Origin of the sequence: Agrobacterium tumefaciens, assembly GCA_025560025.1 — a bacterium.
GTDB lineage: Bacteria > Pseudomonadota > Alphaproteobacteria > Rhizobiales > Rhizobiaceae > Agrobacterium.
In genome coordinates this window covers 1,810,476-1,835,625 of record CP048485.1, presented here as the reverse complement: position 1 = coordinate 1,835,625, position 25,150 = coordinate 1,810,476, and the positions used below count along the sequence as shown (strand labels likewise).

Below are 25,150 nucleotides of genomic sequence, written 5' to 3'. Positions count from 1 at the left end.
GCGGCAATGCGCCGGATGCTCAAGGGGCGGACGGCGATGCGGCGGAACAGGTGTTAGCGTCAGGGAAAGCGACGAGATAGATGGCAACCAAAGTCAAAGAAAACGAAGAAGCAGAAAACGAACGCGACGGTGCGACGGACGGTCCGCTTCTCGATCTTTCGGATGACGCGGTCAAGAAAATGATCAAGGCCGCCAAGAAGCGCGGCTATGTGACGATGGACGAGCTGAATTCCGTCCTGCCGTCCGAAGAGGTGACTTCCGAACAGATCGAAGACACGATGGCGATGCTGTCCGATATGGGCATCAACGTGATCGAGGACGAGGATGCCGAAGAGGCGACCGCGAGCGACGACGACAGCGATTCCGACAGCGACGATTCCGAAGGTGGTGAACTGGCCCCTTCCGGCGGCACCGCACTTGCGACCGCAAAGAAGAAAGAACCGACCGACCGTACCGACGACCCGGTACGCATGTATCTGCGCGAAATGGGTTCCGTCGAGCTTCTGTCGCGCGAGGGCGAAATCGCCATCGCCAAGCGTATCGAGGCCGGCCGCGAAACTATGATTTCGGGCCTGTGCGAAAGCCCGCTGACATTCCAGGCGCTGATCATCTGGCGCGACGAACTCAACGAAGGCACGACGCTGCTGCGCGAGATCATCGATCTCGAAACCACCTATTCCGGCCCGGAAGCCAAGGCGGCGCCGCAGTTCCAGAGCCCGGAAAAGATCGAGGCGGACCGCAAGGCCGCTGAAGAGAAGGAAAAGACCCGCAAGCTTCGCGCGCCGACCGGCGACGAGGATGTGACTGACGTGGGCGGCGATGGCCTGCCGCCGGAAGAGGAAGAAGAGGACGACGACGAGTCCAATCTTTCGCTTGCCGCGATGGAAGCCGAACTGCGCCCGCAGGTCATGGAAACGCTCGACACCATCGCTGACACCTACAAGAAGCTTCGCAAGCTTCAGGACCAGCAGGTTGAGGCGCGCCTTGCCTGCACAGGTACCCTGTCTTCCGGTCAGGAGCGTCGTTACAAGGAACTGAAGGATCAGCTGATCACGGCCGTCAAGTCGCTGTCGCTGAACCAGAACCGTATCGACAGTCTTGTCGAGCAGCTTTACGACATTTCCAAACGTCTGATGCAGAACGAAGGCCGTCTGCTGCGCCTTGCCGAATCCTATGGCGTCAAGCGCGACAGCTTCCTCGAGCAGTATCACGGTGCGGAACTCGATCCGAACTGGATGAAGTCGATTGCCAATCTGGCCGCCCGCGGCTGGAAGGAATTCGCCCGCGAGGAAAGCAACACGATCCGCGAAATCCGTCAGGAAATCCAGAACCTCTCCACGGAAACCGGCATTTCCATCGCCGAATTCCGCCGCATCGTCTCGATGGTGCAGAAGGGTGAGCGCGAAGCGCGTATCGCCAAGAAGGAGATGGTTGAGGCCAACCTGCGTCTCGTGATCTCGATTGCGAAAAAATACACCAACCGTGGCCTGCAGTTCCTCGATCTTATTCAGGAAGGCAATATTGGCCTGATGAAGGCGGTCGACAAGTTCGAATACCGCCGTGGTTACAAGTTCTCGACCTATGCGACCTGGTGGATCAGGCAGGCGATCACCCGTTCGATCGCCGACCAGGCCCGCACGATCCGTATTCCGGTGCATATGATCGAAACGATCAACAAGATCGTTCGCACCTCGCGCCAGATGCTGCACGAGATCGGCCGTGAGCCGACCCCGGAAGAGCTGGCCGAAAAGCTGGCCATGCCGCTTGAAAAGGTGCGCAAGGTTCTGAAGATCGCCAAGGAGCCGATCTCGCTCGAAACTCCCGTGGGTGACGAAGAGGATTCGCATCTCGGTGACTTCATCGAAGACAAGAACGCGCTGCTGCCGATCGATGCCGCCATTCAGGCGAACCTGCGTGAGACGACGACCCGCGTATTGGCGTCGCTGACGCCGCGTGAAGAACGTGTTCTGCGCATGCGTTTCGGCATCGGCATGAACACCGACCATACGCTGGAAGAAGTCGGCCAGCAGTTCTCGGTCACGCGCGAACGTATTCGTCAGATCGAAGCGAAGGCGCTGCGCAAGCTGAAGCATCCGAGCCGCTCCAGAAAGCTGCGCAGCTTCCTCGACAGCTAAGCTGTTTGTTTCCTTTAAAATTGAACCCGGTCAGTTTGCGCTGGCCGGGTTTTTTGTTTCCCGCACTGGCGAACTCTGCGACAAGCCTTATGTGTGAAAATAAAGCGCTCCGTTTTTCTCTGAAAAGCCAGATGCTTTATCCCTTTGTTTTTACGCATTGTCCTGATGTGACGGCGGTTCCGCTTCGACAGGCAATGCTCAGGTTCGATGAGATGGAACAGGTTTCGGCAGAAAAATGGCGGTGGAGAGGTTGGGCTGTGCCCGTCTCCGTGCTGCTGCATCTTGCCGTTGTCGCGATCTTCCTTTTCGAACTGCCGGAACGGATAGCCGAACCGCAGGAGCCGGAAAGCATCAGCGTCGATCTGGTGCCGCCGCCTGAGGAGAAGAAGGCAGAGGAAGGCAAACCGCCCGGTGCGGAAGAGGCAAAGCAGGAGGAGAAGCCGCAGCCTCCGCCACCACCGCCAGCGCCGCCGGCCGAGGAAGCAAAGCCTTTGCCGCAGCCTCAGGCGACGTTGCCGGCCATCGCCATGAGGCCGGAAGAGGCGCAGTCGAACCCCGAAGACAAGCCCGGAAAGGCGGAAGAAGCGGAAAAGACCGAGCCCTCCGAGCAACCGGAAAGCCAGCCGGAAAAAACGGCAGAGGAGAAGCCCGCGCCCGCTGCCGCCAATAGCGATCTTCAGGCCTCCGCCGATCAGGGGGAAATTGCGGTTTCGCCCGTCAGGCAAGTGGCTGAGCCGGATCAAGCACCCGTGCCGCAAGCGAAGCTCACAGAGGGAAAGCCAGCTGACGTGGCGGAAGAAAAGCCCGCTAAACTTCCTGCTGCCAAAAGTCTGCTTTCTTCGTCGCTGCTTTCCCCCGCCCAGAGACGTCAGATGTTCGGTGATCTGCCGCCCCGCCGCCGTATTGTTAATCTTTGCAGCACGGAAGCTCTGGCCCAAATTCAAAATGCGGGTTTTGCTGCCAGAGGCATGATACCGACATCGGATACCGGCCGTAAGATTTCCGGAAGTTCGATCGACGCGACTGGTGGTGCATTCAACGTTGGTGGAACCTGGTATGATGTGTCGTTCCAGTGTGACGTCGATCTGGAAAACTACGCGGTGACGGCGTTCCGGTTTAAAATCGGCAACGCGATATCGCCCGAAGACGCGAAAAAGCGGGGTTTCACGAGATTTCAGTGAGGGTGGGGTTGGCTGAGCCTCATCATCCGCACGTCGTCACCCCGGACTAGATCCGGGGTCCAGCGCGATCAAGTCTTTGATCGCGAAAGACTCGTCTCTCACGGCGCAGACGCGCCGTGGCTGGATACCGGATCAAGTCCGGCATGACGGGGAGACGTAGCGCACCCTGCCTGCAAACCCAAGGGCTTGTCACACCCGCTCCGTATCGCCCACCAGCAACCCAATCCCCGCCATCAGTGCATCCTCATCATAGGGCTTCCTGATAACCGGCACGTTGCCGAATTCATCCGGCACCATGCTGCCATCGGCATAACCGGTGGCGAAGAGGAAGGGGACGCCGCGGCGGTGAAGCTCCCGGGCGACGGGGATGGAGGTGTCGGAACCGAGATTGATGTCGAGGATGGCCACATCCGGCAGGTAGCTTTTCAGCTTTTCAATGGCCATGGCCGATGAGGTTGCCGTTTCGATCATTTTGATGCCGTTGTCCTCCAGCATGTTCTCGACATCCATGGCGATCAGCATCTGGTCTTCGACAAGCAATATTTTCAAGGGTTCCTCCCGGTCGTAACGTCTGGTCTGCGGCGCGGTTTCGTCTTCGGTTTTCGCGTCGGAGGCCGTCATCATTGCTGAAACGTGGCGCGCGGGCAGGAGAATTTCCGTCTCCAGCCCGTCCGGCAGGTATCGCATCGTGCTGCGTCCACCCAAATCATAAGGAATGCTGCGGCTGATGAGCGCGGTGCCGAACCCCGCGCGCGACGGTGTCAGGAGTTTGGCGGGGAGAATTTCGCGCCACTGCATTTCGCAGTCGCCGTTCTCGTTGATTTCCCAGCGGACATGCAGTTCTCCTCCGGTCTGCGCCAGCGCCCCGTATTTGGCCGCATTCGTCGCCAGCTCATGCAGGACCAGAGCCATGACGGAGAATGCGCGCGAATCGAGTGTTACCTGCGGTCCGGTGAGCTTCACCATGGTTTCGGGCGAGCGATGCGGTGAGAGTTCGGCATCCAGAAGATCCCGCAGCGCGCCGCCGCCTTCGCCACGAATGATCTGGTCATGGGCAAAGGACAATGCCTGAATGCGGCCCTTCAGCGCGGTCACATATTCCTGCAGGGTCTTGCCCTCCTGCGATGGATTGCCGACCAGCGACTTGATGATGGCCAGAACATTCTTGACGCGGTGGTTGAGCTCCTCGTTCAGCATGCGCTGGCGCACTTCCGCGCGCTCCCTTTCGCCGGCCATCAGCTCGCTGTGGTGGAACGCCACTTCGACGAGCGCGATTCTCGCGGCTTCGGCTATTTCCCGATCGGCTTCCGACCATGGCTGCGCCTGCAGGCGAACGGTTTCCTTCCAGATCGCAAAACTTTTCCGCGGGGTGAGGCGGTCGCCCATCGGGCCGGTCTCATAGGATTTTTCCGGATTGCCGGCCCAGTTCAGGCTTTGCACGATCTCCTTGCGGAAAAACAGGAGATAATCGTTCGTGACCTGCGAAAGCGGAATGGCGAGCATTCCGGCTGCCCAGTCGGCATAGATTTCCGCTTCCGGTATGGCTTGCGACAGGGCATGGGTCGCCCAGACCTTGCCTTCGGACGCCGTGGCGACAAAGCGCGCCAGTCGGGGAATGGCGTCGTGCGGCGGGGTCGCGCCGTGGCCATGCCAATTATTGCCAACCCAAAGCCCGACGCCATCACACGGCATGAGATCGGAAAAATCCTGGAAACTGTCTATCAGCAGTTCTTCTATGTTGGCGTGATGGGCGGCAAGCCGCAGGAAACGGTCGAGAGCGGCATGGGCCTGGTTAACCGTATCGAGCCGGCGCTTCTGTTTCAGCACCTGCAAATGCATGGAGAAAAACTCTCCGAACATTTCGGCGGCGATCCTGACCGGCATCGTCAGAACGCGCGGTGAATAGTGGTGGCAGGCGATGAGGCCCCAGAGCGCACCATCGACAATCACGGAAATCGACATTGAAGCGCCAACGCCCATGTTGCGCAGATATTCGCAATGGATGGGGGAGACGCTGCGCAGATGCGCAAAGGACAGATCGAGCGGTTCACCGGAGGCATCGAGGGCCGGCAACACCGGCACCCGGGCCCCGCTGGCATCGGAGATGATGCGCAGCGTATTCTTGAGGTAGAGTGCGCGGGCCTGCTGCGGAATGTCGCTGGCGGGAAAATATTGTCCGAGAAAGCTTTCCAGTTCCGGCTGTTTTGCCTCTGAGACGACCTTGCCGGAACCGTCCTCCTCGAAGCGGTAAATCATCACCCGGTCGTAACCCAAAGTCGCCTTTATCAGCCGGGTCGTTCGTGAAATCAGGCTCTCGACACTGTCCGCCTCGCGAATGCGGTCCACCATCTTGCGTGCCGTGCCGAGCGGCTGCGTTTCGCTGCGGGATGGTTCGAATTCGATGATCGTGGTGGATTTGTAGCGGTGGAGGGAAATATCGAAGCTGCGACCGTCACGCATTTCCATGTTGGGCAACATGGCGGGACGCGTGGTTCTGCCGGTTACGGTGAGCGCGTTGCGAAGATCGTGAACGAGATCCTTGCCGAGAACCTCTTCGGCGGTCCTGCCGTTTATATTGCCTTCGAAGCCTAAAAGATCGAGACAGTTTTCCGAATGCCGCACGATCATGCGCAAGGCGTTATCGCAAGCGATCAGGCAGCCATGCGGCTGGATATAGCCTGGAATATGGATGGGTTCGCGGTCGCAATTCGTCAGGTCGACATGATAGTCACTGGGCGCCATGAAACAGTCTTTCGCACCCTGTGCCTGTCTTGCGATGCAAGTCTTTTCTCTGTGGGGGGATGGGCGAGCCTGAATAGTTCATTATGATAGTGTCAACCCTTCCCCGTTTCTTGCAACCGTGACGTCGGTATTCCGTTCTGCTCTATAGGTCGCAATCATCTGTTTGTCGTATTCCTAATCGTCATCGCACGCAATTTGACATGTTGTAACGGTCGCAGGGACGATTTTGTTCCAAATTATTTGAAGGAAAAAATGTGCCGCAGAAGAAAATGACCATCGCCACGCAAGGGCAGGGCCTTTACGAATTTACAGCCGAAGCCGGTCGTTTCGTAAGGGACGCGGGTATGGATGAAGGCCTGCTTACCGTCTTCGTGCGCCACACGTCGTGCTCCCTGCTTATCCAGGAAAATGCCGATCCGGATGTGAGGCGCGATCTCACGATGTTCTTTTCCCGCCTCGTGCCGCCATCGGATAATCCCTCCATGCGCTGGGTGATCCATACGCTCGAAGGTCCCGACGATATGCCCGCCCATATTAAATCGGCGCTGACGACGGTTTCCATCGGCGTGCCGATCAGCGAGGGCAGGCTCGCACTCGGCACCTGGCAGGGCATTTATCTTTTCGAACACCGTGACCAGCCGCATCGTCGTGAAATCGTGCTGCATATCTCCGCCTGATTTCCCGTTAACATCCATGAACCTATGCTGAATATGCGGTTCGGTCCGTGTTCAGGCGGGCGGGTCTAGGGTCTCGCCAATCGCCGGGGGACGTTCCCTGCCGGCGCAGAAACAAACGGAGTGAGTTCATGTTCAGCACCTTTACAAAAGCCGGCCTGGCTGCCCTCATCGCCCTTGGTGGAATTTCCGTCACGGCTCCCGCCGCATCCGCCGGCTCGGATGTTCAGTTCAGAGTTCAGGTTCAGGATGGATATGGCCATGACAGAGGTCGCGGTCCCGGCTGGGGTCGTCCGGATCGCCCGCGTTTCGGTTGCTCGCCGCGGTTTGCGGAAGAAAAGGCCAGCCGCATGGGCCTGCGCCGCGCGCGTGTCGTCGATGTATCGCCGCGCCGTGTCGTGGTTGCGGGTTTCGACCGTCACGGCCGTGACCGCATCGTTTTCGCCAATGAGCGCGGTTGCCCGGTAATCCGCCGCTAAAAACGGCCGATATTGATCCGCCGAAATCCCCCGCCCTTCTGGCGGATCAAAAAAATGCCCCTCGCTCGTCCGGAAAGACAGGCGAGGGGCGTTTCTTTTTGTGCGTTGCCACGGCAGCTTTACACCACCTTCGCGGCAGATGGCGGGCGACGGGCAATGCCGTCGCCCGCTACGATTTATTCGCCGAGCGCGAAGGTGACGTTGACGACAACGCTATAGCTGTTTTCGCCCGAAGCAATCGGCACGCTGTCGGCTTCCTTCGCCATCGCGGCGCGCATCATGCCCTGCGGCACGGGCATCGGGCGCTGCATGTTCTCGCTGATCTGGATGACGCGGCCAAGCTTCACGCCTGCTGCTTCCGTCAGCGTTTTCGCCTTGGCCAGCGCATCAGCCACGGCCTGCTTGCGGGCCTCGGTGACGGTTGCTTCCGGCTTGTCATTGGTGAAGCTGATATCGCCGCCCTGGTTGATGCCGAGCTTGACGGATGTATCGAGGATCGCGCCGAGCTTCTTCAGGTCGCGCACGCGCACGGTCAGGCCGTTGGAAACCTGATAGCCGGTGATCTCGGGCGCGACATAGACACCGTCCTTGGGCTCATAATGCTTGTAAAGCGGCTGCACGGAGAAATTGCTGGTCTGCAGGTCCCGGTCTTCTATGGCCGCCTCTTTCAGCGCCTTCAGAACATTGGCAAGCGCCTTGGAATTTTCAGTCAGAGCCGCAGCCGCCGTTTCCGCCTGCTTGACGACGCTGAAGGACAGGATCGCCATATCCGGAGCGATGGCCGCCTGGCCTTCACCGGTAACGCTGATGGTGGCTTCGCGCGGGGTGGCGTCCTGCGCAAGCACCTGACCAGAGAGCGGTATCATCGCCGCTGCGGCCAAAGCTGTGAGTGCGAAAAGGCGGGCCTGTTTTGTCTTCATGGTGTTTCCTCGTTGATTGTGTCCCTTTAGAGGGTATTGCCTTAGATTGTGTAGCTAATACGGCAGCACCCACCCGCGATAGCATCAATGGCTTGTCGGGCTCAAAAAATTACGTTAGAGCGTGACCCACCGGATTCGAACCATTGCGAAGCCGGTGTTTCGGACCACCTTGTTCCGATAAGGGCCTGTAGCTCAATGGTTAGAGCCGGCGGCTCATAACCGCTTGGTTGGGAGTTCGAGTCTCTCCGGGCCCACCATTTTTCCTAATGTTTCGGATCGATCAGCGATATTCCGTGCAACGAATCGATACCCGGTCGATCATCGCTGTGTTCGATATTTCTTGCTCATCCAACAAAAAATCCGACCAGCCTTTCGACTGATCGGATCATCATGTGCAAATTTTCAGCGATGCGGTCAGTTGCAGACCCGCATGCTCTCTGTATGCCAGCCGCCATCATAGGAATTGGGAACGCGGCGGTCTTCGAACCAGCAGCGCGGGCGGGGCGGCGGTGGTGGTTCGTAGTAGCGGGGGCCGTTATTGCTGTTGGCGATGGCGCCGCCGATCAGGCCGCCGATGACGCCTGCGGCGAGGCCGCCGGCAATCGCTGCGCCATCATTGTGACGGCGGTGTTCGCGGTAAGGCGGCGGGGGCGGGCCGCCACGGTCGTAACCACGGTCATAGCGCGGACGATAGGGATAGTCCTGCGCGGCGGCGGTGCCGTAGGAAGCGAAGACGCTGCCGGTGGCGACCAGCGCGGCAATGGTGGAAAGAATTATCTTTTTCATCGAGGGCTACTCCATAAGCCTGCCTTGGGAATAGAGGCTCATTATGCCCGCATGATGGCATGGGCCTGCTGAACGGTCCGTGAATGTTTCATTTCTGCGGGGTTCATATTTTTCCTCGCGCTAAAATCAATTTGTCTGAAACGGTACGAGCTTCCAGGCGTGAAAAAGCCCGGCGAATGGCCGGGCTTTTGGGGATTATATAGCTTGGTCGGGATCAGAATTTCACGCCGAGACCCACCTTGACGGTGTGTTGGTCGAAATCGGTGTTGACGCCGAAGATGTCCTTGTCGCCATAGTCATTGTAGCGATATTCCAGCCTGCCGAACACATTGTCGGTGAAAGCATAGTCCAGACCCGCGCCAACCGTATAGCCGTTGAACGTGGTGCTGTCCTTGCCGGCGCCGGGCGTTTCGATGAAACCGCGCGTGGCTGTCCAGCCGGCGGTACCATAGAGCAGCGCACGGTCGAAGGCGTAACCGACGCGGCCGCGGACGGAGCCCTGCCAGTCGGTGCCGATCTGCACGCCGGCATAGTCATTGTCGTTCCAGTTATAATCGACGTCGCCCTCGATACCGAGGACCAGATTATTGTCGAACTGGTAATTGTAACCGGCAAAGGCGCCCAGAACGCCGCCGTCGAAACTATCCGACGCGACGGGGCCGCCAGCCGAAAAATCGCCATTCGCCCAGCCTGCGCCGCCCTGGATACCAAGATAGGGACCAGACCAGGTGAAGACCGGCAGGGTTTCCTGCGCAACCGGAGGCGCCGGCGTTTCGTAGACGGCATCCGCAGCCATTGCGGTGCTGGCCGAAAGGGCCAAGAGTGACGTTACGATCAGCGTTTTCATTGTGTTTCTCCCTGAGCTGATTGACCTTCATAGCATATATTAGGTGCATTTAATATGGGTTGGGGTTCAGCGGTTCCAAGAGGTGTCCTGTCCTCGTTGAATGCCGGCCAATCCCGCCTTGATCGCGGCGTTTTTTATTGCCCCGTCATGGTGTTCTGATGCGGCGAACGTGTTGGGCGGTGTTTGGTTCCCTTTGCGGTTTCGCCGAATATCCGTCGGCGTGGTTAGTTGGTGTCACGCTTGGTTGTCTTGACAGAGGGGGGCACGACCATAGAGTTGTGCATGTCTGCCGCGATGCGGTTGCTTCGGCGCGGCAATTGCGCCGCGCCCGAAACGGTATTTTGCCGGGCAGACGCGCAAGGGAGGACAGGATCGCATGAGGGTTAGTTTTTACCGGGGAGGGACGACGTGATCGTCGGAGCCGTTCTCAGTGCCATTCTTCTTCTTACTCTCATCGCATTTCCGCGGCATCTCAAACCCGTCGTCATCTGCCTGCTGCTGATCTGGGCGACCACCGCCGCCCTTGTCATCTATGACTGGTGGCGCGGCAGCCAGAGGCTCGACCATATTGTTGCGACAGCGAGCTTCGACGCGACCTGCCCGGATACGGCGTTGCCCATTCGCGTCAGCTTCCGCAATGACAATAATGTCGCCGTGCAGCGCCTGACCTATACGCTTGAGGGCTTCGAGCCTGCCTTCCGCGCCTCCGTCGCTTTCGATCCCTATCAGGTGAGCGAAAGGCGGATCGAGGCTGGCGAAACATTCGCCGCATGCCGTGCATTCCGGCTGCGCAACAATGAGAGGGTAGAGCCGCAACGGCTGGAATGGCGTGTCACCGTCATTTCCGCCGAGTTCGACTGAGCAGGTCCACGCCGCTTGCGGCTATCACGGTATTTTGAGAATTTCCGCGCCGTTGCGCGACCGTCTGAAAAGCCCTGCTACGCAGGGGGGGCGCCGCCATTGAGGTGTTTCCTGTGGGGCGCGCCCATATGGCAGTGGTGGATGCCCGACTTGTTTTCGCCCGTTTGCGATGCCATCTGCCAACCCGTCCGAAGACTATCGCGGGTTGACGTTTTGCGTATTGTTCTGAAGTTTTTGAAAATCACGGCCATCGGCCTTGTCGCGCTGCCGGTTCTGGCGGGCGCCCATATGGGCATCGGTCAGCTGACCGGAAATTTTCATGAGGTCATACCCGGTGAACTTTATCGTTCGGCCCAGCCGAGCGGCAAGGACATCACGGCCTATGCCAAGGCTTACGGCATCAAGACGATCATCAACCTGCGCGATGAAAAGCGCGAAGGCTGGTATGACGCCGAAAGCCAGGCGGCAAAAAATAACGGCATCCGGCTGGTCGATTATCCGCTGAGTTCCAGCGAAAAGGTTTCGGTGGAAGATTCGGAAACGCTGGCGGCCGTGCTGCGCAATGCGGAAAAGCCGATCCTGATCCATTGTGAACATGGCGCCAACCGCACGGGGCTTGCCTCCGCGATCTATGTGGCGGCCGTGGCCGGCAAGAGCGAGGCCGCCGCCGAGTTTCAGCTTTCACCCTATTACGGGCATGTGCCGATCCCCGGTATCGGGCGGTATGAAATGTACCAGTCATGGGACGATTTCGAGGAAACCATCGGCTTCTGAGGATTGCTTTACACGCGGCGTCATCCTCGGCCTTGTGCCGAGGATCCAACCACGTTGTGTCCAGCGGACAGGTTGCAGATGCTCGGGACAAGCCCGAGCCGCAACGCGCCTCAATAATCCCCGCCGCTTTCCTTGATCACCTTCGTCAGGCTTCCCGTCGCCGGGAAAAGCGGGATGAGGCAGGCTTGCAGCGCGTGGTAGATATCGCCCTTGCCGGGGAACAGCGTGTGGGCGGGAACCAGATCTTCCGTCAGCTCCTCATGCCAGCCGCCATTCTCATGGTCGATGAAGTTGTTGGCGATGGTGCTCCAGATGCGGCGATAGCTGTCTTCATAGAAGTTGTCCGCTGGCAGGTTCTCGTTGAGGAAATGGGCAGCGCCCGCCGCCTCGGACATGGGCCACCACAGCTTTGACCGCTTATCGGGATTGTCGTTCCAGTCGAGCGTATAAAAGAAGCCGCCCTTTTCCCGGTCCCAGCCGAGCGCCATGGATTGCACGAAGAGCGATTTTGCGGCCACCGGCATCCAGTCATGGCGGCGCTCGCCCAGCACCCATAATTGCAGGACGAGGCGCGCCCATTCCAGCCAGTGGCCGGGGGTGGAGCCGGAAGGGCGGAACATTTCGTTGCCGCGATACTCCTTGTCGAGTGTCCAGTTCTCGTCGAAATGCTCCGGCACACGGAAATCCAGCTCGCCGGCGCGGCGGCGAATGACGAGGTCGGCGATGCGCTCCGCCTTGCTGAGGTAACTATTGTCGCCGGTAACCTCATAGGCGGCCATCAGCGCTTCGGTCAGGTGCATGTTGGAGTTCTGGCCGCGATAATTCTCGATGGGCGACCAATCGCGATGGAATTCCTCGGCGATGGCGCCGTGTTTTTCTTCCCAGAAGCGGGTTTCCAGAACCTCGGTAATATCGGCCAGCATCCGGTCGGCCAGCGGGTGGCCGACGGTCTTGGCGGAAGAGGCGGCGAGAAGCACGAAGGCATGGCCATAACCCTGCTTGGTGGCGTCCACTGGGCCGGCATCGTTCACCTGCCAGAAATAACCGCCATGCTCGCCATCGCGGTGCCTGTTCCAGAGGTAGGTCATGCCGTGGTCGACGATATCGCCGCAGCCCGGGCGGCCAAGCAGGTGGCCGATGGAGAAGCAATGTACCATGCGGGCGGAAGCGTGAATGCCGCGCACGGGGTCGTTTGGCTGCAACGGCGCGCCTTTGGCATCGAGATCGAAGAAGCCGCCGGCAGGATTGAGGGCACGATACTGGAAGAAATCGAAAAGTCCCTCGGCCTGTTTTACCAGCCATTGGCGATGCCAGGGCAGGGTGTTCCAGTTGCGGCTGTTGTGATCGTCCTCGGGCATTCTCGTCCTCCATGCGGTTTGCTGCTTCGGCTTATATCCTTGCTGTATAAACCTGTCATCTGTCAGTGAAATTTCGTAGTCTGCCGCAACGACGCAAAGCCATGTCTGTCCCTTGAAGATATATTGACATAAACATATCTTTATGTGACTTGACGGCTTGCGATCTTGCAAATCGAAATGAGGAGTATGCCCGTGTTTGACGACCTGTTTGGCCCTGAAGGGGCAAAGCGCGACGGCGCGGAAATTTTCAAGGCGTTGCGCGATGCCGCCAGCGAACGCATCCTCATTCTCGATGGCGCCATGGGCACGCAGATCCAGGGGCTGGGTTTTGACGAAGACCATTTTCGTGGCGATCGTTTTATCGGCTGTGCCTGTCACCAGAAGGGCAATAACGACCTTCTGATCCTGACCCAGCCTGACGCTATCGAGGATATCCATTACCGCTACGCCATGGCGGGTGCGGATATTCTCGAAACCAACACGTTTTCGTCCACCCGCATCGCGCAGGCCGATTACGAGATGGAAAATGCTGTCTACGACCTCAACCGCGAGGGTGCCGCGATTGTCCGCCGCGCCGCCCAGCGTGCCGAGCGCGAAGATGGTCGCCGCCGTTTCGTGGCCGGCGCCATCGGCCCGACCAACCGCACGGCCTCCATTTCGCCTGACGTCAACAACCCCGGTTATCGCGCCGTCAGCTTCGACGATTTGCGCATCGCCTATGGCGAGCAGATCGACGGCCTGATCGACGGTGGTGCCGATATCATTCTGATCGAGACGATCTTCGATACGCTGAACGCCAAGGCGGCGATCTTCGCCTGCGAGGAGCGTTTCGAGGCCAAGGGCATCCGCCTGCCGGTGATGATCTCGGGCACGATTACCGACCTTTCCGGCCGCACGCTTTCCGGCCAGACGCCTTCGGCCTTCTGGAACTCGGTGCGCCACGCCAACCCCTTCACCATCGGCCTGAACTGCGCGCTGGGTGCCGACGCCATGCGTCCGCATCTTCAGGAACTGTCTGACGTGGCCGATACATTCGTCTGCGCCTATCCGAATGCCGGCCTGCCGAATGAATTCGGCCAATACGACGAAACGCCGGAGATGATGGCGCGTCAGGTTCAGGGCTTTGTCCGCGACGGTCTCGTCAATATCGTCGGCGGCTGCTGCGGCTCCACGCCGGAGCATATCCGGGCGATTGCTGAGGCTGTCAAAGGCTACAAGCCGCGCGAAATTCCCGAGCACAAGCCGTTCATGTCGCTTTCGGGCCTCGAGCCTTTCGTGCTGACCAAGGATATTCCCTTCGTCAATGTCGGCGAACGCACCAACGTCACCGGCTCGGCCCGTTTCCGTAAGCTCATCACCGCCGGTGATTATACGGCGGCGCTGGCTGTCGCCCGCGATCAGGTGGAAAACGGTGCGCAGATCATCGACATCAATATGGATGAGGGCCTGATCGATTCCGAAAAGGCGATGGTGGAGTTTCTGAACCTCATCGCCGCCGAGCCGGATATCGCCCGCGTGCCTGTGATGATCGACTCATCCAAGTTCGAGATCATCGAGGCCGGCCTGAAATGCGTTCAGGGCAAATCGATCGTCAATTCGATTTCACTGAAGGAAGGCGAGGAGAAGTTTCTCCAGCAGGCGCGGCTCGTCCATAATTACGGTGCGGCGGTCGTGGTCATGGCCTTCGACGAGGTCGGGCAGGCCGATACCTATGAGCGCAAGGTCGAGATCTGCTCGCGCGCCTACAAGCTCTTGACCGAAAAGGCGGGCCTGTCGCCGGAAGACATCATCTTCGATCCCAACGTCTTTGCCGTTGCGACCGGCATCGAGGAGCACAATAATTACGGCGTGGATTTCATTCAGGCCACCAGAACCATCCGCGAAACCATGCCGCAGACGCATATTTCCGGCGGCGTTTCCAACCTGTCCTTCTCCTTCCGCGGCAATGAGCCGGTGCGTGAGGCGATGCATGCCGTGTTCCTCTACCACGCCATTCAGGTCGGCATGGATATGGGCATCGTCAATGCCGGTCAGCTTGCGGTTTACGACAATATCGATCCGGAACTGCGTGAGGCCTGCGAGGACGTGGTGCTGAACCGCCGCGACGATGCGACCGAGCGTCTGCTTGAAGTGGCGGAGCGTTTCCGTGGCACGGGCGCCAAGGACACCAAGGTACAGGATCTTTCCTGGCGCGAACTGCCCGTCGAGAAGCGGCTGGAACATGCGCTGGTCAATGGCATCACCGACTATATCGAGGCCGATACGGAAGAGGCGCGCCAGAAGGCTGCCCGTCCGCTGCACGTCATCGAAGGGCCGCTGATGGCCGGCATGAATGTGGTCGGCGACCTCTTCGGTTCCGGCAAGATGTTCCTGCCGCAGGTGGTGAAATCCGCCCGTGTGATGAAACAGGCGGTTGCCGTGCTGCTTCCTTACATGGAAGAGGAAAAGCGCCTGAATGGCGGCTCCGAGCGCAGTGCCGCCGGCAAGGTGCTGATGGCCACCGTGAAGGGCGATGTGCACGATATCGGCAAGAACATCGTCGGCGTCGTTCTCGCCTGCAACAATTATGAGATCATCGATCTCGGCGTCATGGTGCCGACGACGAAAATCCTTGAAACGGCGATTGCCGAAAAGGTGGATGTGATCGGCCTTTCCGGCCTCATCACTCCCTCGCTGGATGAGATGGTGCATGTGGCTGCCGAAATGGAGCGGCAGGGTTTCGACATCCCGCTGCTGATCGGCGGCGCGACAACCAGCCGTGTGCATACGGCGGTGAAAATCCATCCGCGTTACGAGGCGGGGCAGGCAATCTATGTCACCGACGCCTCGCGCGCGGTGGGCGTCGTGTCGGCGCTTCTCTCGGCTGAACAGAAGCCCGCTTATATCGATGGTATTCGCAGCGAATATGCCAAGGTGGCGGAGGCGCACGCCCGTAACGAACGCGAAAAGCAGCGTCTGCCGCTGTCCCGCGCCCGTGAGAATGCGCACAAGATCGACTGGTCGGCCTATAGCGCCGTCAAGCCGCAGTTCTTCGGCACCAGGGTGTTCGAAACCTATGATCTGGAAGAGCTTTCCCGTTACATCGACTGGACGCCCTTCTTCCAGACCTGGGAATTGAAGGGTCGTTTCCCGGCCATTCTCGACGACGAAAAGCAGGGCGAGGCGGCGCGGCAGCTCTACAGCGATGCGCAGGCGATGCTGAAGAAGATCATCGAGGAAAACTGGTTCCGTCCGCGGGCGGTGATCGGCTTCTGGCCGGCCAACGCCGTGGGTGACGATATCCGGCTGTTCACGGATGAAAGCCGTAAGGAAGAGCTTGCGACCTTCTTCACGCTGCGCCAGCAGCTTTCCAAGCGCGACGGTCGCCCCAATGTGGCGCTGTCGGATTTCGTCGCACCTGTCGATAGCGGCGTTGCCGATTATGTCGGCGGTTTTGTGGTAACGGCGGGCATCGAGGAAGTGGCGATTGCCGAGCGCTTCGAGCGGGCGAATGACGATTATTCGTCCATTCTCGTCAAGGCGCTGGCCGACCGTTTCGCGGAAGCCTTTGCCGAGCGCATGCATGAGCGGGTGCGCAAGGAGTTCTGGGGTTATGCACCGGACGAGGCTTTTGCCGGCGAGGAGCTGATTGGTGAGGCCTATGCCGGTATTCGCCCTGCGCCCGGCTATCCGGCCCAGCCCGATCATACCGAAAAGAAGACGCTGTTCGCCCTGCTCGATGCCACCAATGCGGCGGGCGTTGAACTGACGGAAAGCTATGCCATGTGGCCGGGCTCCTCTGTCTCCGGCATCTATATCGGCCATCCCGAGAGCTATTATTTCGGTGTCGCCAAGGTGGAGCGCGATCAGGTTCTCGATTATGCGCGCCGTAAGGACATGCCGGTGGAAGAGGTGGAGCGTTGGCTCGGTCCTGTCCTCAACTACGTGCCGACGAACGGCGCTGAGGAAATCGACAGCGCTGCCTGATGTTCGGTGTGCTGCCATTCAATAAAAAAAGCGCGGGTCTTGCCCGCGCTTTTTGCATTTAGTCGGTGTTTAAGACCGTAACGCCGCCAGTTCCTCGATGCCGACATGGCTCTCCACCTCGCTGCCGCGCAGATAGAGGTAAAGGCCGATGCAGAAGGCGAGGACGGCGATGAAGACCAGATACCAGGCATGGGCCATGGGGTTGATGGCAAGTGCGGTCGTCACGCCAATCGGCGTCAGCCCGCCGAAGACGGCATAGGAGACGTTATAGGCGAAGGAGAGGCCGGAGAAGCGCACCGAGGCCGGGAAGGCGCGGACCATGACATAGGGCACCGCACCCGCCATGCCGACCGACAGGCCCATGACGCCGTAGAGCACGAACATGGTTTGAAGCGATGTGCCGGCATAGCTGTAGAAGGTGAAGGTGGCGATGCCGAAGAAGATGCTCGCCCCCATGAAGAAGATGCCGGAACCGATGCGGTCGATCAGCGCGCCGGCGATGATGACGCCGAAGATCAGGAACAGCGTGCCGAAGCTGGTGCCGGCCAGAGCCTGTGTCGGGGTATAACCGTAAAGCTTCTGCAGGAAGGTGGCCGTCATCAGCGTCGTGACGACGATGGCGGCCGATAGAACCCAGGTCAGCAGGGCGGAAATGACCACGCCGCGCATATGGTGTTTCAGCACCAGCCCGAGCGGCAGCTTGTCCGTAAGCGACTTCGACTTCTTCATCTCCATGAAGATCGGCGTTTCTTCCAGCCAGCGGCGCAGATAGACAGCGACGAGGCCGAAAATGCCGCCGAGCAGGAAGGGAATGCGCCAGGCGTAACCGGCCACGTCTTCCGGTGTGAAGAGCGAGTTGATGGCGAAGGCGATCAGCGAACCCAGCATGATGCCGAAGGAAAGGCCCGATGTGAGGAAGCCGCAGGCGAGGCCGACGCGGCGGAAGGGGACATGTTCGGCAACGAAGGTCCAGGCGCCCGGCACTTCACCGCCAATGGCAGCGCCCTGCAGCATGCGCAGGATGATGAGCAGGATGGGGGCGGCCACGCCGATGGTGGCATAGGTTGGCATCAGCGCCATTCCCAGCGTGGAGAGCGCCATCAGCAGGATGGAGAAGGCGAAAACCCGCTTGCGGCCATAACGGTCGCCATAATGTGCCAGCACGATGCCGCCCAGCGGCCGCACCAGATAGCCCGCGGCAAAGATCCCGAAGGTCTGGATCATCACCAGCCAGTCCGGCATTTCCGGCGGGAAGAACAGATGGCCGATGACGGTGGCGAAAAATACGAAAATGATGAAATCGTAAAATTCCAGCGCGCCGCCGAGGGCCGAAAGGCCAAGAGTTCTGTAATCCTGACCGTTGAGGGGCCGGGCTGCCGCCGGTGTGGTGGTGGGAGACATAAGGCTGCTTCTTTTCTAAATTACGTATTACTTATGGGCATGCGGCAAGCGCCGCGCGATTTCAAGCCTTATCGACGCTCAATCGCTCAGGTATTTCGACGGACGATCAAGAAAGCGGCGCAGGAAACTGATGTTTTCCAGCTCGTCATAAAGGCGCTCGGTAATGCCGTCCGCGTCGAAATGATAGATGGTCGCCTCGGGAATGGCCAAAAGCACCGGCGAATGGGTGGCGATGATCAATTGCCCGCCACTATCGGCGGCGTCGCGGATAAGGGCTGCCAGTTCGAGCTGCTTTTGCGGCGAAAGCGGGCTTTCCGGTTCGTCGAGAAAATAGAGGCCGGCGCCATGCAGCCGCTGTTGCATGATATCGAGAAATCCTTCGCCATGCGAACGCCGGTCGATGACATTGTTCCTGACGATCCTGCGAAACGTATCCGGGGTTTCTTCCGGAAAGTCTTCGCCCTTCTTGAGCGCCTTTTCCCGCTCCCAGCGAAAATCGTCCAGCGCGTCCTCGTTCTGCCGGCGGATATAACCAAGCACGTCTTCCGCGCGCATGAACATGCGGATTTTCGGATATTTCTTGCGGGCGAAATAGAAGGACTTCGCTACGGTCTCGGCATGCTGAAGGTAAAGGTCGCCGGCAACCTGGCCGTGATTGCCGATGGCATAGGCCGTCATTCCCGCCGCCAGCCCCTCCAGCAGCGTCGATTTGCCGGAGCCGTTATTGCCGGCAAAAAAGGTGATCGGCGTCTTGAATTCGAGGCGTTCCAGATGGCGCAGCGCCGGAACGGAGAAGGGATATCCATCCCCTCCATCCGGGGTTTCTTTCATGGTTACGCTATCGAGAAACAGCATGTTGCGTTCCTTGTATCTAATCCGTCATGTTCGCCGACGTTGCGCTCTGTCGCATCATCGCGGTGCTATGCTCAAAGCAATTGCGTGTGATTGCGGTTTAACGTGGGGCGCTGTTCGCGCCAATGGTTTGCAGCGTCGGCGGAGATACGTCATGCCGCATCGTTCGAAGTTCATTTTATTATAAATTAGCGCAGTTAATTATTGTAATAAATCGAACAATATTAGATATATGCAATATATATCTCAAATTTAAGATGTTATAGTAAGTATAAACTTCAAATTAATTCAGTAATGCCAGTTGTTATCATTCTCGTTGTTGTTGGAGAGAGTGAATGAAGCATATTGCGCTTTTTTCGGTCGGGTTTCTATTTTCCGCGATATTCGTGAGCGAAGCTGAGGCGCGGAAGTCTCGGTTTTTTGCCATCCCCGGATTCGGCGGCGGCGAGACAATCGATCTCGTTTATGATCTGCCGGATAACACGCCTTTTCTTCGCGACGGGGAAGCATTCGACATCGGCTATCTCAACAGCGGGGATAGGAGCGGTTATGTGCTGTATCGTGGCGAGCGGTACAGCAGGCTCAGCGATGCGGATATCGCCAGGCTAAAGGCGACGCTTGGTTTTGATCCGACGACAAAAGATCGCATGGAGCGGGCGGCGAGGGACAGCGACGCGCCCTGGAACCTCGTGATTATCATAGCGGTCGCAATTGTTGGTATCTTTGTGCTTGTTCACAAGGGCATGCAGCTAGTGCGATGGATTTCGCGATTGGCGACGACCTCCGCAGTTGCGGGAAATAAGCGGCAGGAGGAGGAGGCCACCCCCGACCCGCTGGAGGTCCGCAAGAAACAGCTGATAAACCGTCAATGGAGCGATAGCCAGACGGATCACGCGGCGCGTATCCCGGCAGCATCGCCGGCCCATGCGTCTGCCCGAGGAACCACTCCGGTCCGGACATTCGGACGCAGGAGCGCCTGAGCGGTGCGCAATCCCTAAACCTCAGACGGCCTCGGGAGCCTGCACTATTCGAACCGGTCGATGATGCTGATGCCGCTTTCCCTGAAGCTGTCCATGGCGGGCAGGGCGGTTGCGGCCTCGGAAAGCGTGATGTGGCGGCCGATCAGCTTTTCCGGCGCGAGCCTGCCGCTTTCGATCATCGCCAGCATGTCCTCGTAACGCCACGCCTGCATGCCGTGGCTGCCGTAAATCTCCAGTTCATGCGCGATCACACGGGCCATGGGAATGGCGGGCATGGCGTGATCGGCCAGCATCAGCCCCACCTGCACATGGCGGCCGCGCCGGCGCAGGTTGCTGATGGAGTTGCAGCAGGTCTGCGGGTGACCGAGCGCATCGATCGAGACATGCGCGCCGCCACCCGTCACCTCGCGTACCGCCTCGGCAACATCGGCAACCGAGCGGCTGTTGATGGTGGCGGTTGCTCCAAGCTGCCGCGCAAGTTCGAGCTTGTCTTCGGCGATGTCGATGGCGACGACCTGCGCGCCAAGGCCAGAGCCGATCATGATGGCGGAGAGGCCGACGCCGCCGCAGCCATGCACCGCCAGCCATTCGCCGCCTTTGAGGCGTCCCTGATCGGTCACGGCCCGGAAGGAGGTGGCGAAACGGCAGCCGAGGCCGGCGGCGGTGGCGTAACTCATCGTCTCAGGCAGATGCACGAGGTTCTGGTCGGCATAATCGATGGCGACATATTCGGCGAAGGAGCCCCAATGGGTGAAGCCGGGCTGGAACTGCGTTTCGCAGACCTGCTGGTTGCCGGAGCGGCATTCATGGCAATGGCCGCAGCCGGAAACGAAGGGCACGGTAACGCGGTCGCCGGTCTTGAAGCGGGTGACGTTTTTGCCGACAGCGGCGATCACGCCTGCGAATTCGTGGCCGGGAACATGCGGCAGGCGGATATCCGAGTCATGCCCCATCCAGCCGTGCCAGTCGCTGCGGCAGAGGCCGGTCGCCTTTACCTCGATGACCACGCCGCCATCGGTCGGTTCCGGATCTGGCAGGGACGCAACAACCGGGGTTTCGCCGAACAGTTCGTAAAAAAGCGCGCGCATCATGGCCTCACATGGTTGGTATGCAGGTTCGAAGTCATACCTGCTCTACCATGTCCCGCAAATGGGCGAAGCGGTTTTGCGTCTGGAAAAGCGCTTCAGTCCTTGATGACCATCAGGTCGCCGGCTGCGAATTTCAGCGTCACCTGCTCACCGACGGCGGGCGGTGCTGTGCCGGGATCATTGAACATGTCGAAAGACAGGGTCGAGCCGCCGAGATCGAGACGGGTGCGGATAACGGAGCCGAGGAACTGGCTGGAGGTGACGAGGCCGGAAATGGCGACATCGCCTTTCGCATCGGCCCCGAGCGCGCCCGCTTCCGGACGCAGGGCAAGGGTGATTTTTTCGCCGTTCGCCGCATTGACCGGTTTGTGCAGGGTAATCTGCTGCTCTCCGACACGGATGGTGTTGGATGAGGAATCGACCACGGTGGCGTCGATGAGGTTCAGCGTGCCGACGAAGGAGGCGACGAAGCGGGTCGCGGGCTTGTTGTAGATATCGAAGGGGGAGCCGATCTGGTCGGCACGGCCGCCATTCATGACGACGATGCGGTCGGAAATCGACAGGGCCTCTTCCTGATCGTGGGTCACGAAAATGGTGGTGATGCCGAGTTTCTGCTGAATCTGGCGGATTTCCTCGCGCAGCGACACGCGGATCTTGGCGTCGAGCGCGGAGAGCGGCTCGTCCAGCAGAAGCACTTCCGGCTTCGGTGCGAGCGCGCGGGCAAGCGCCACGCGCTGCTGCTGGCCGCCCGACATCTGGTAGGGGTAACGGTCCGCCAGATGTTCCAGATGGATGAGCTGGAGCATTTCCTTCACGCGGGCGTCGATCTCGGCTTTGGGCTTGCCGGCGACTTTGAGGCCGAATGCGACGTTCTCGTAGACATTCATGTTGGGGAACAGCGCATAGGCCTGGAACACCATGCCGATATTGCGCTGGTTCGGTCTGAGCGCCGTCTGGTCCTTGCCGTTGATGACGATCGATCCGCCAGTGGGGATTTCAAAGCCGGCGATCATGCGCAGCACGGTGGTCTTGCCGCAGCCCGATGGCCCCAGGAAGGAGACGAACTCGCCCTTTTCGATGGCCATGTTGAAATCATGCACGACCTGCACGGAGCCGAAGGATTTCTTGATGTTGCTAAGTGTCAAAAAGCTCATGAAAATATTGTCCTCAGGCCTTGGGAGGCGCGCCCTTCTGGTAGCGTGAAACGAGTTGGATCAGACCCAGGCAACCCCAGGTGATGCCGAAGGAAATCACGGCAAGTGCGGCCGGTTCATAGGCGCGGTTGGCACCGAGCAGCTGCATGTAGGGGCCGAAGGCCGGGCGGTTCAAAAGGGCTGCCATGGTGAATTCACCGATGACGATGGCGAAGGTCAAAAACGCGCCAGACAGCACGGCGACCAGAACATTGGGCAGGATGATGCGCGACAGGATGGTGGTCCAGCCCGCGCCGAGGCTCTGCGCCGCCTCTGTCAGTGTTGCGACATCGATGGTTCGGAGGCCGGTATCGACCGCGCGATACATATAGGGCAAGGCGAGCGTGGCGTAACCGAACATCAGAAGCAGGTTGGTGCCGAAGGTCGTGCCGGTCAGCGGCAGCCAGCTGGAGGTGTTGTAAAGCCTGATGTAACCGAAAACGATGACGATGGCCGGGATGACCAGCGGCAAGAGGGTGATGAACTCGATATAGGGGCGCAAATGCGGCAGTTTCAGGCGCACCCAATAGGCGGTGGGCACCACCAGCAAAACCCCGAAGACGATGGTGAACAGCGCCATCACCACCGAATAGCTGAAGGTTTCCTGAAAACGCGGGTCGGTGAGCACCTTGCCATAGGCGTCGAAGGAATATTCACCGCGCCGCATTTTCAGTGAGAAGTTGGTCATGCCGATCAGCGGCAGGGCGAAATAAAGAAGGCCGAAGACCAGCGCGCCCCAGGCGAAGAAACGCTTCATTTCAGCCACCTTTCGCTGCGGGCGCGCAGCCAGATATAAAGCGCATTGGCAATGCCGGTGACGACGATCATGCCGAAGGCGAGCGCGTAACCGAGATGCGGATTGCCGAGGACGTCACCACGGATCTGCGCGAAGAGCAGGATAGGCACGATGTTGAGCGAGGAACCGGTGAGCGCGATTGCGGTGGCCACCGCGCCGAAGGCATTGGCGAACAGCAGCGACATGGTGCCGAGCAGCGACGGCAGCAGGATCGGGAAGGCCACCATGCGCCAATATTGCAGGCCGGTCGCGCCGAGAATTTCCGCCGCCTCGCGCCATTCGCGCTTCAGCCCGTCCAGCGCCGGCGTGATGATGAGGATCATCAACGGTATCTGGAAGAACAGATAGGTGACGGTCAGGCCCCAGAAGGACAGGATGTTGAAGCCGAGCAGCCGGAGATCGATGCCGATCTGCGTCTTCAGAAACACGGTGAGCAGGCCGACCGGGCCGAGCGTCGCGATGAAGGCGAAGGCGAGCGGCACGCCGGCGAATTGCGAGGCGACGCCCGAAAAGGTCAGAAGCGGTCCGCGAATGCGCTGCGGCAATCCGCCCAGCACCACGGCGGCGGCGACGGCAAAGCCGATCAGGCAGCCGAGAGCCGCCGAGGCGAGGCTGATCTTGATCGAAATCCAGTAGGCCGCGAGAATGGAAGAGGTGAAAAGTCCGGCAATGTTTTCCAGCGTGAAGCTGCCATCGGTACGCTGAAATGCACCGATGACGATCTTCATCGTCGGCATAATCAGAAACAGCAGAACAAAAACGGCAAAAGGTACGACGCCAATCCAGTGCAGCGGCAGTTTCCTGCCCGCGTCGGATGGTCCGCCGGTGTTGGTTGATGGCATCCTTGTCCCCAAACGCCGTTTTCAAACGGTCTGTATATAAAGGTCTAGATCATAAAAGAAGCACCCCGGCTTTTGACCGGCCGGGGTGCGTTTTCAACAGTTTACTTCACGTTTGCGCCGACGACGCTGTCCCAGCCGCCGGTAACGGCAGCCTTGTTGGCATCGACTTCCTCGAGCGTCGGGAAGATCGCCTTTTCATAGGCTGCTGCCGGCGGCAGGCTGTCGATCAGTTCCTGCGGAACCTTGCCGGCCTTGACCATGGCGTTGAAGCGGATCGGGTGGCAATAGCCCTTCAGCCAGCCAAGCTGACCGTCGTCGGAATAGAGGTGTTCCATCCAGAGCTTGGCAGCGTTCGGATGCGGGGCGTAAGCAGAGATGCCCTGAACATAAACGCCGGCCAGAACGCCCTTCTCAGGAACGACAACTTCTGTCGGCGGGTTGTCGTTCAGCGTCTTCTTCCAGGACAGCGCGTTATAGTCCCAGGCAACGATGATTGGGGTCGCGCCCTGCGCCAGCGTGCCAGCCTTGCCGATGACCGGCAGGAAGTTGCCAGCCTTGTTGAGATCGGCAAAATATTTCAGGCCAGCTTCACCGGCTTCCTTGCCGGACTTCGCGCCCGTGGCAAGACCGGCGGCGAGAACGCCGAGGATAGCCTGGTTGGAAGCGCGCGGGTCACCGGCGAGCGCTACCTGACCGGAATATTCCGGCTTCAGCAGGTCGGCCCAGTCCTTCGGCGTGTTCTTGACGAGGTCCTTGTTCACGAACATCGACATGACGCCGTAATAGTCGCCGTACCAGTAACCGTCGGCATCCTTGACGTTGTCAGGAATTTCGGACCAGGTGGAGACCTTGTAGGGCTGCAGCAGGCCTTCGGCCTTCATCTGCGGACCGAAGGCGAGACCGACGTCGACAACGTCAGGAGCCTGCGGGCCCTTGTTGTCCTTGTTGGCCTTCACAGCTTCCACTTCGTCGGCGGAGCCGGCGTCGGGGTTCAGTTCGTTGACGGTGATTTCCGGATACTTCGCCTTGAAGGCGGCGATGACGTCACCGTAACCGCACCAGTCGTGCGGCAGCGCGATGGTTGTCAGCATGCCTTCCTTCTTGGCGGCAGCGATCAGTTCGGCGCTCGGTTCAGCAGCGGCGATCGCGGTGGAGGCGATGACCAGTGCAGTGGTCGTAGCAAGCAGTCGGCGGCAGTGAGAGATCACTTTTTTCTCCTCTTCGTGTTCTCATATTACAGACGCTGATACGGATTCCAGATGAAGCTAATGTGAC

Annotated in this window: 20 protein-coding genes and 1 tRNA gene; 9 read left to right on the top strand and 12 right to left on the bottom strand. The window is 59.4% G+C overall.

Features of this window, described 5'->3' with window-relative positions; genetic code table 11:
- The first annotated feature begins 80 nt into the window (after positions 1-80).
- Positions 81-2,135 (top strand): RNA polymerase sigma factor RpoD, encoded by a 2,055-nt coding sequence (rpoD, locus tag FY152_09040; protein ID UXS32227.1) that lies wholly within the window; start codon positions 81-83, stop codon positions 2,133-2,135.
- Between the two features lie 257 nt (positions 2,136-2,392).
- Positions 2,393-3,316, top strand: coding sequence for a DUF930 domain-containing protein (locus FY152_09035; protein ID UXS32226.1), 924 nt, complete (start codon positions 2,393-2,395; stop codon positions 3,314-3,316).
- A 189-nt stretch (positions 3,317-3,505) separates the two neighbouring features.
- Here FY152_09035 and FY152_09030 read toward each other — a convergent pair whose 3' ends face one another.
- Positions 3,506-6,058 (bottom strand): GAF domain-containing protein, encoded by a 2,553-nt coding sequence (locus FY152_09030; protein ID UXS32225.1) that lies wholly within the window; start codon positions 6,056-6,058, stop codon positions 3,506-3,508.
- A gap of 254 nt (positions 6,059-6,312) precedes the next feature.
- Between FY152_09030 and FY152_09025 the strand changes: the two genes are divergently transcribed.
- Together FY152_09025 and FY152_09020 are read left to right on the top strand one after the other, a co-directional pair.
- A complete protein-coding gene (locus FY152_09025) occupies positions 6,313-6,735 on the top strand; it encodes a YjbQ family protein (protein ID UXS32224.1) in 423 nt (140 codons plus the stop codon).
- Between the two features lie 128 nt (positions 6,736-6,863).
- Entirely contained in the window at positions 6,864-7,211 is a 348-nt protein-coding gene (locus FY152_09020) for a hypothetical protein (GenBank protein UXS32223.1), read from the top strand.
- 176 nt (positions 7,212-7,387) lie between these two features.
- On the opposite strand, the gene FY152_09015 is transcribed toward FY152_09020, so the two are convergent.
- A complete protein-coding gene (locus FY152_09015) occupies positions 7,388-8,131 on the bottom strand; it encodes an SIMPL domain-containing protein (protein ID UXS32222.1) in 744 nt (247 codons plus the stop codon).
- A gap of 181 nt (positions 8,132-8,312) precedes the next feature.
- Here FY152_09015 and FY152_09010 point away from each other — a divergent pair.
- Positions 8,313-8,388 (top strand) — tRNA-Ile (locus FY152_09010).
- A gap of 157 nt (positions 8,389-8,545) precedes the next feature.
- Here the strand turns inward: FY152_09010 and FY152_09005 are convergent.
- Together FY152_09005 and FY152_09000 are read right to left on the bottom strand one after the other, a co-directional pair.
- Positions 8,546-8,917 carry a hypothetical protein gene (locus FY152_09005; GenBank protein ID UXS32221.1) on the bottom strand — a complete coding sequence of 124 codons (372 nt, stop codon included), beginning with the start codon at positions 8,915-8,917 and terminating at the stop codon, positions 8,546-8,548.
- A 214-nt stretch (positions 8,918-9,131) separates the two neighbouring features.
- Positions 9,132-9,764, bottom strand: coding sequence for a porin family protein (locus FY152_09000; GenBank protein UXS32220.1), 633 nt, complete (start codon positions 9,762-9,764; stop codon positions 9,132-9,134).
- A 408-nt stretch (positions 9,765-10,172) separates the two neighbouring features.
- Between FY152_09000 and FY152_08995 the strand changes: the two genes are divergently transcribed.
- Positions 10,173-10,625, top strand: coding sequence for a hypothetical protein (locus tag FY152_08995; GenBank protein ID UXS32219.1), 453 nt, complete (start codon positions 10,173-10,175; stop codon positions 10,623-10,625).
- Positions 10,626-10,838: 213 nt separating this feature from the next.
- Complete coding sequence (locus tag FY152_08990) at positions 10,839-11,399, top strand: dual specificity protein phosphatase family protein (protein ID UXS32218.1); 561 nt, start codon at positions 10,839-10,841, stop codon at positions 11,397-11,399.
- A gap of 110 nt (positions 11,400-11,509) precedes the next feature.
- Here the strand turns inward: FY152_08990 and FY152_08985 are convergent, their stop codons facing one another.
- Positions 11,510-12,757, bottom strand: coding sequence for an AGE family epimerase/isomerase (locus FY152_08985; protein ID UXS32217.1), 1,248 nt, complete (start codon positions 12,755-12,757; stop codon positions 11,510-11,512).
- Between the two features lie 192 nt (positions 12,758-12,949).
- On the opposite strand from FY152_08985, the gene metH reads away from it, so the two are divergent.
- The gene (gene metH / locus FY152_08980; GenBank protein ID UXS32216.1) at positions 12,950-16,723 is read left to right on the top strand and encodes a methionine synthase; all 3,774 of its coding nucleotides are present in this window, start codon (positions 12,950-12,952) and stop codon (positions 16,721-16,723) included.
- Positions 16,724-16,792: 69 nt separating this feature from the next.
- On the opposite strand, the gene FY152_08975 is transcribed toward metH, so the two are convergent.
- Both FY152_08975 and FY152_08970 read right to left on the bottom strand, forming a co-directional pair.
- Positions 16,793-18,124, bottom strand: coding sequence for an MHS family MFS transporter (locus FY152_08975; GenBank protein UXS32215.1), 1,332 nt, complete (start codon positions 18,122-18,124; stop codon positions 16,793-16,795).
- A gap of 78 nt (positions 18,125-18,202) precedes the next feature.
- On the bottom strand, positions 18,203-18,979 hold the full coding sequence (locus FY152_08970) for an AAA family ATPase (protein UXS32214.1): 777 nt from the start codon (positions 18,977-18,979) through the stop codon (positions 18,203-18,205).
- 332 nt (positions 18,980-19,311) lie between these two features.
- Between FY152_08970 and FY152_08965 the strand changes: the two genes are divergently transcribed.
- Positions 19,312-19,956, top strand: coding sequence for a hypothetical protein (locus FY152_08965; GenBank protein ID UXS32213.1), 645 nt, complete (start codon positions 19,312-19,314; stop codon positions 19,954-19,956).
- Between the two features lie 44 nt (positions 19,957-20,000).
- Here the strand turns inward: FY152_08965 and FY152_08960 are convergent, their stop codons facing one another.
- The 5 genes from FY152_08960 to FY152_08940 all read right to left on the bottom strand — a co-directional run bounded on the left by FY152_08960 (position 20,001) and on the right by FY152_08940 (position 25,083).
- Entirely contained in the window at positions 20,001-21,044 is a 1,044-nt protein-coding gene (locus tag FY152_08960; GenBank protein ID UXS33248.1) for a zinc-dependent alcohol dehydrogenase family protein, read from the bottom strand.
- A 95-nt stretch (positions 21,045-21,139) separates the two neighbouring features.
- Positions 21,140-22,198 carry an ABC transporter ATP-binding protein gene (locus tag FY152_08955; GenBank protein UXS32212.1) on the bottom strand — a complete coding sequence of 353 codons (1,059 nt, stop codon included), beginning with the start codon at positions 22,196-22,198 and terminating at the stop codon, positions 21,140-21,142.
- Positions 22,199-22,211: 13 nt separating this feature from the next.
- Positions 22,212-22,994: an ABC transporter permease gene (locus tag FY152_08950; GenBank protein ID UXS32211.1), complete on the bottom strand. Its 783-nt coding sequence runs from the start codon at positions 22,992-22,994 to the stop codon at positions 22,212-22,214.
- Positions 22,991-23,875, bottom strand: a complete 885-nt coding sequence (locus FY152_08945; GenBank protein UXS32210.1) for an ABC transporter permease subunit — start codon at positions 23,873-23,875, stop codon at positions 22,991-22,993. The genes FY152_08950 and FY152_08945 overlap by 4 nt, the downstream gene beginning before the upstream one ends.
- A gap of 101 nt (positions 23,876-23,976) precedes the next feature.
- Positions 23,977-25,083 carry an ABC transporter substrate-binding protein gene (locus FY152_08940; protein UXS32209.1) on the bottom strand — a complete coding sequence of 369 codons (1,107 nt, stop codon included), beginning with the start codon at positions 25,081-25,083 and terminating at the stop codon, positions 23,977-23,979.
- Positions 25,084-25,150 lie beyond the last annotated feature (67 nt).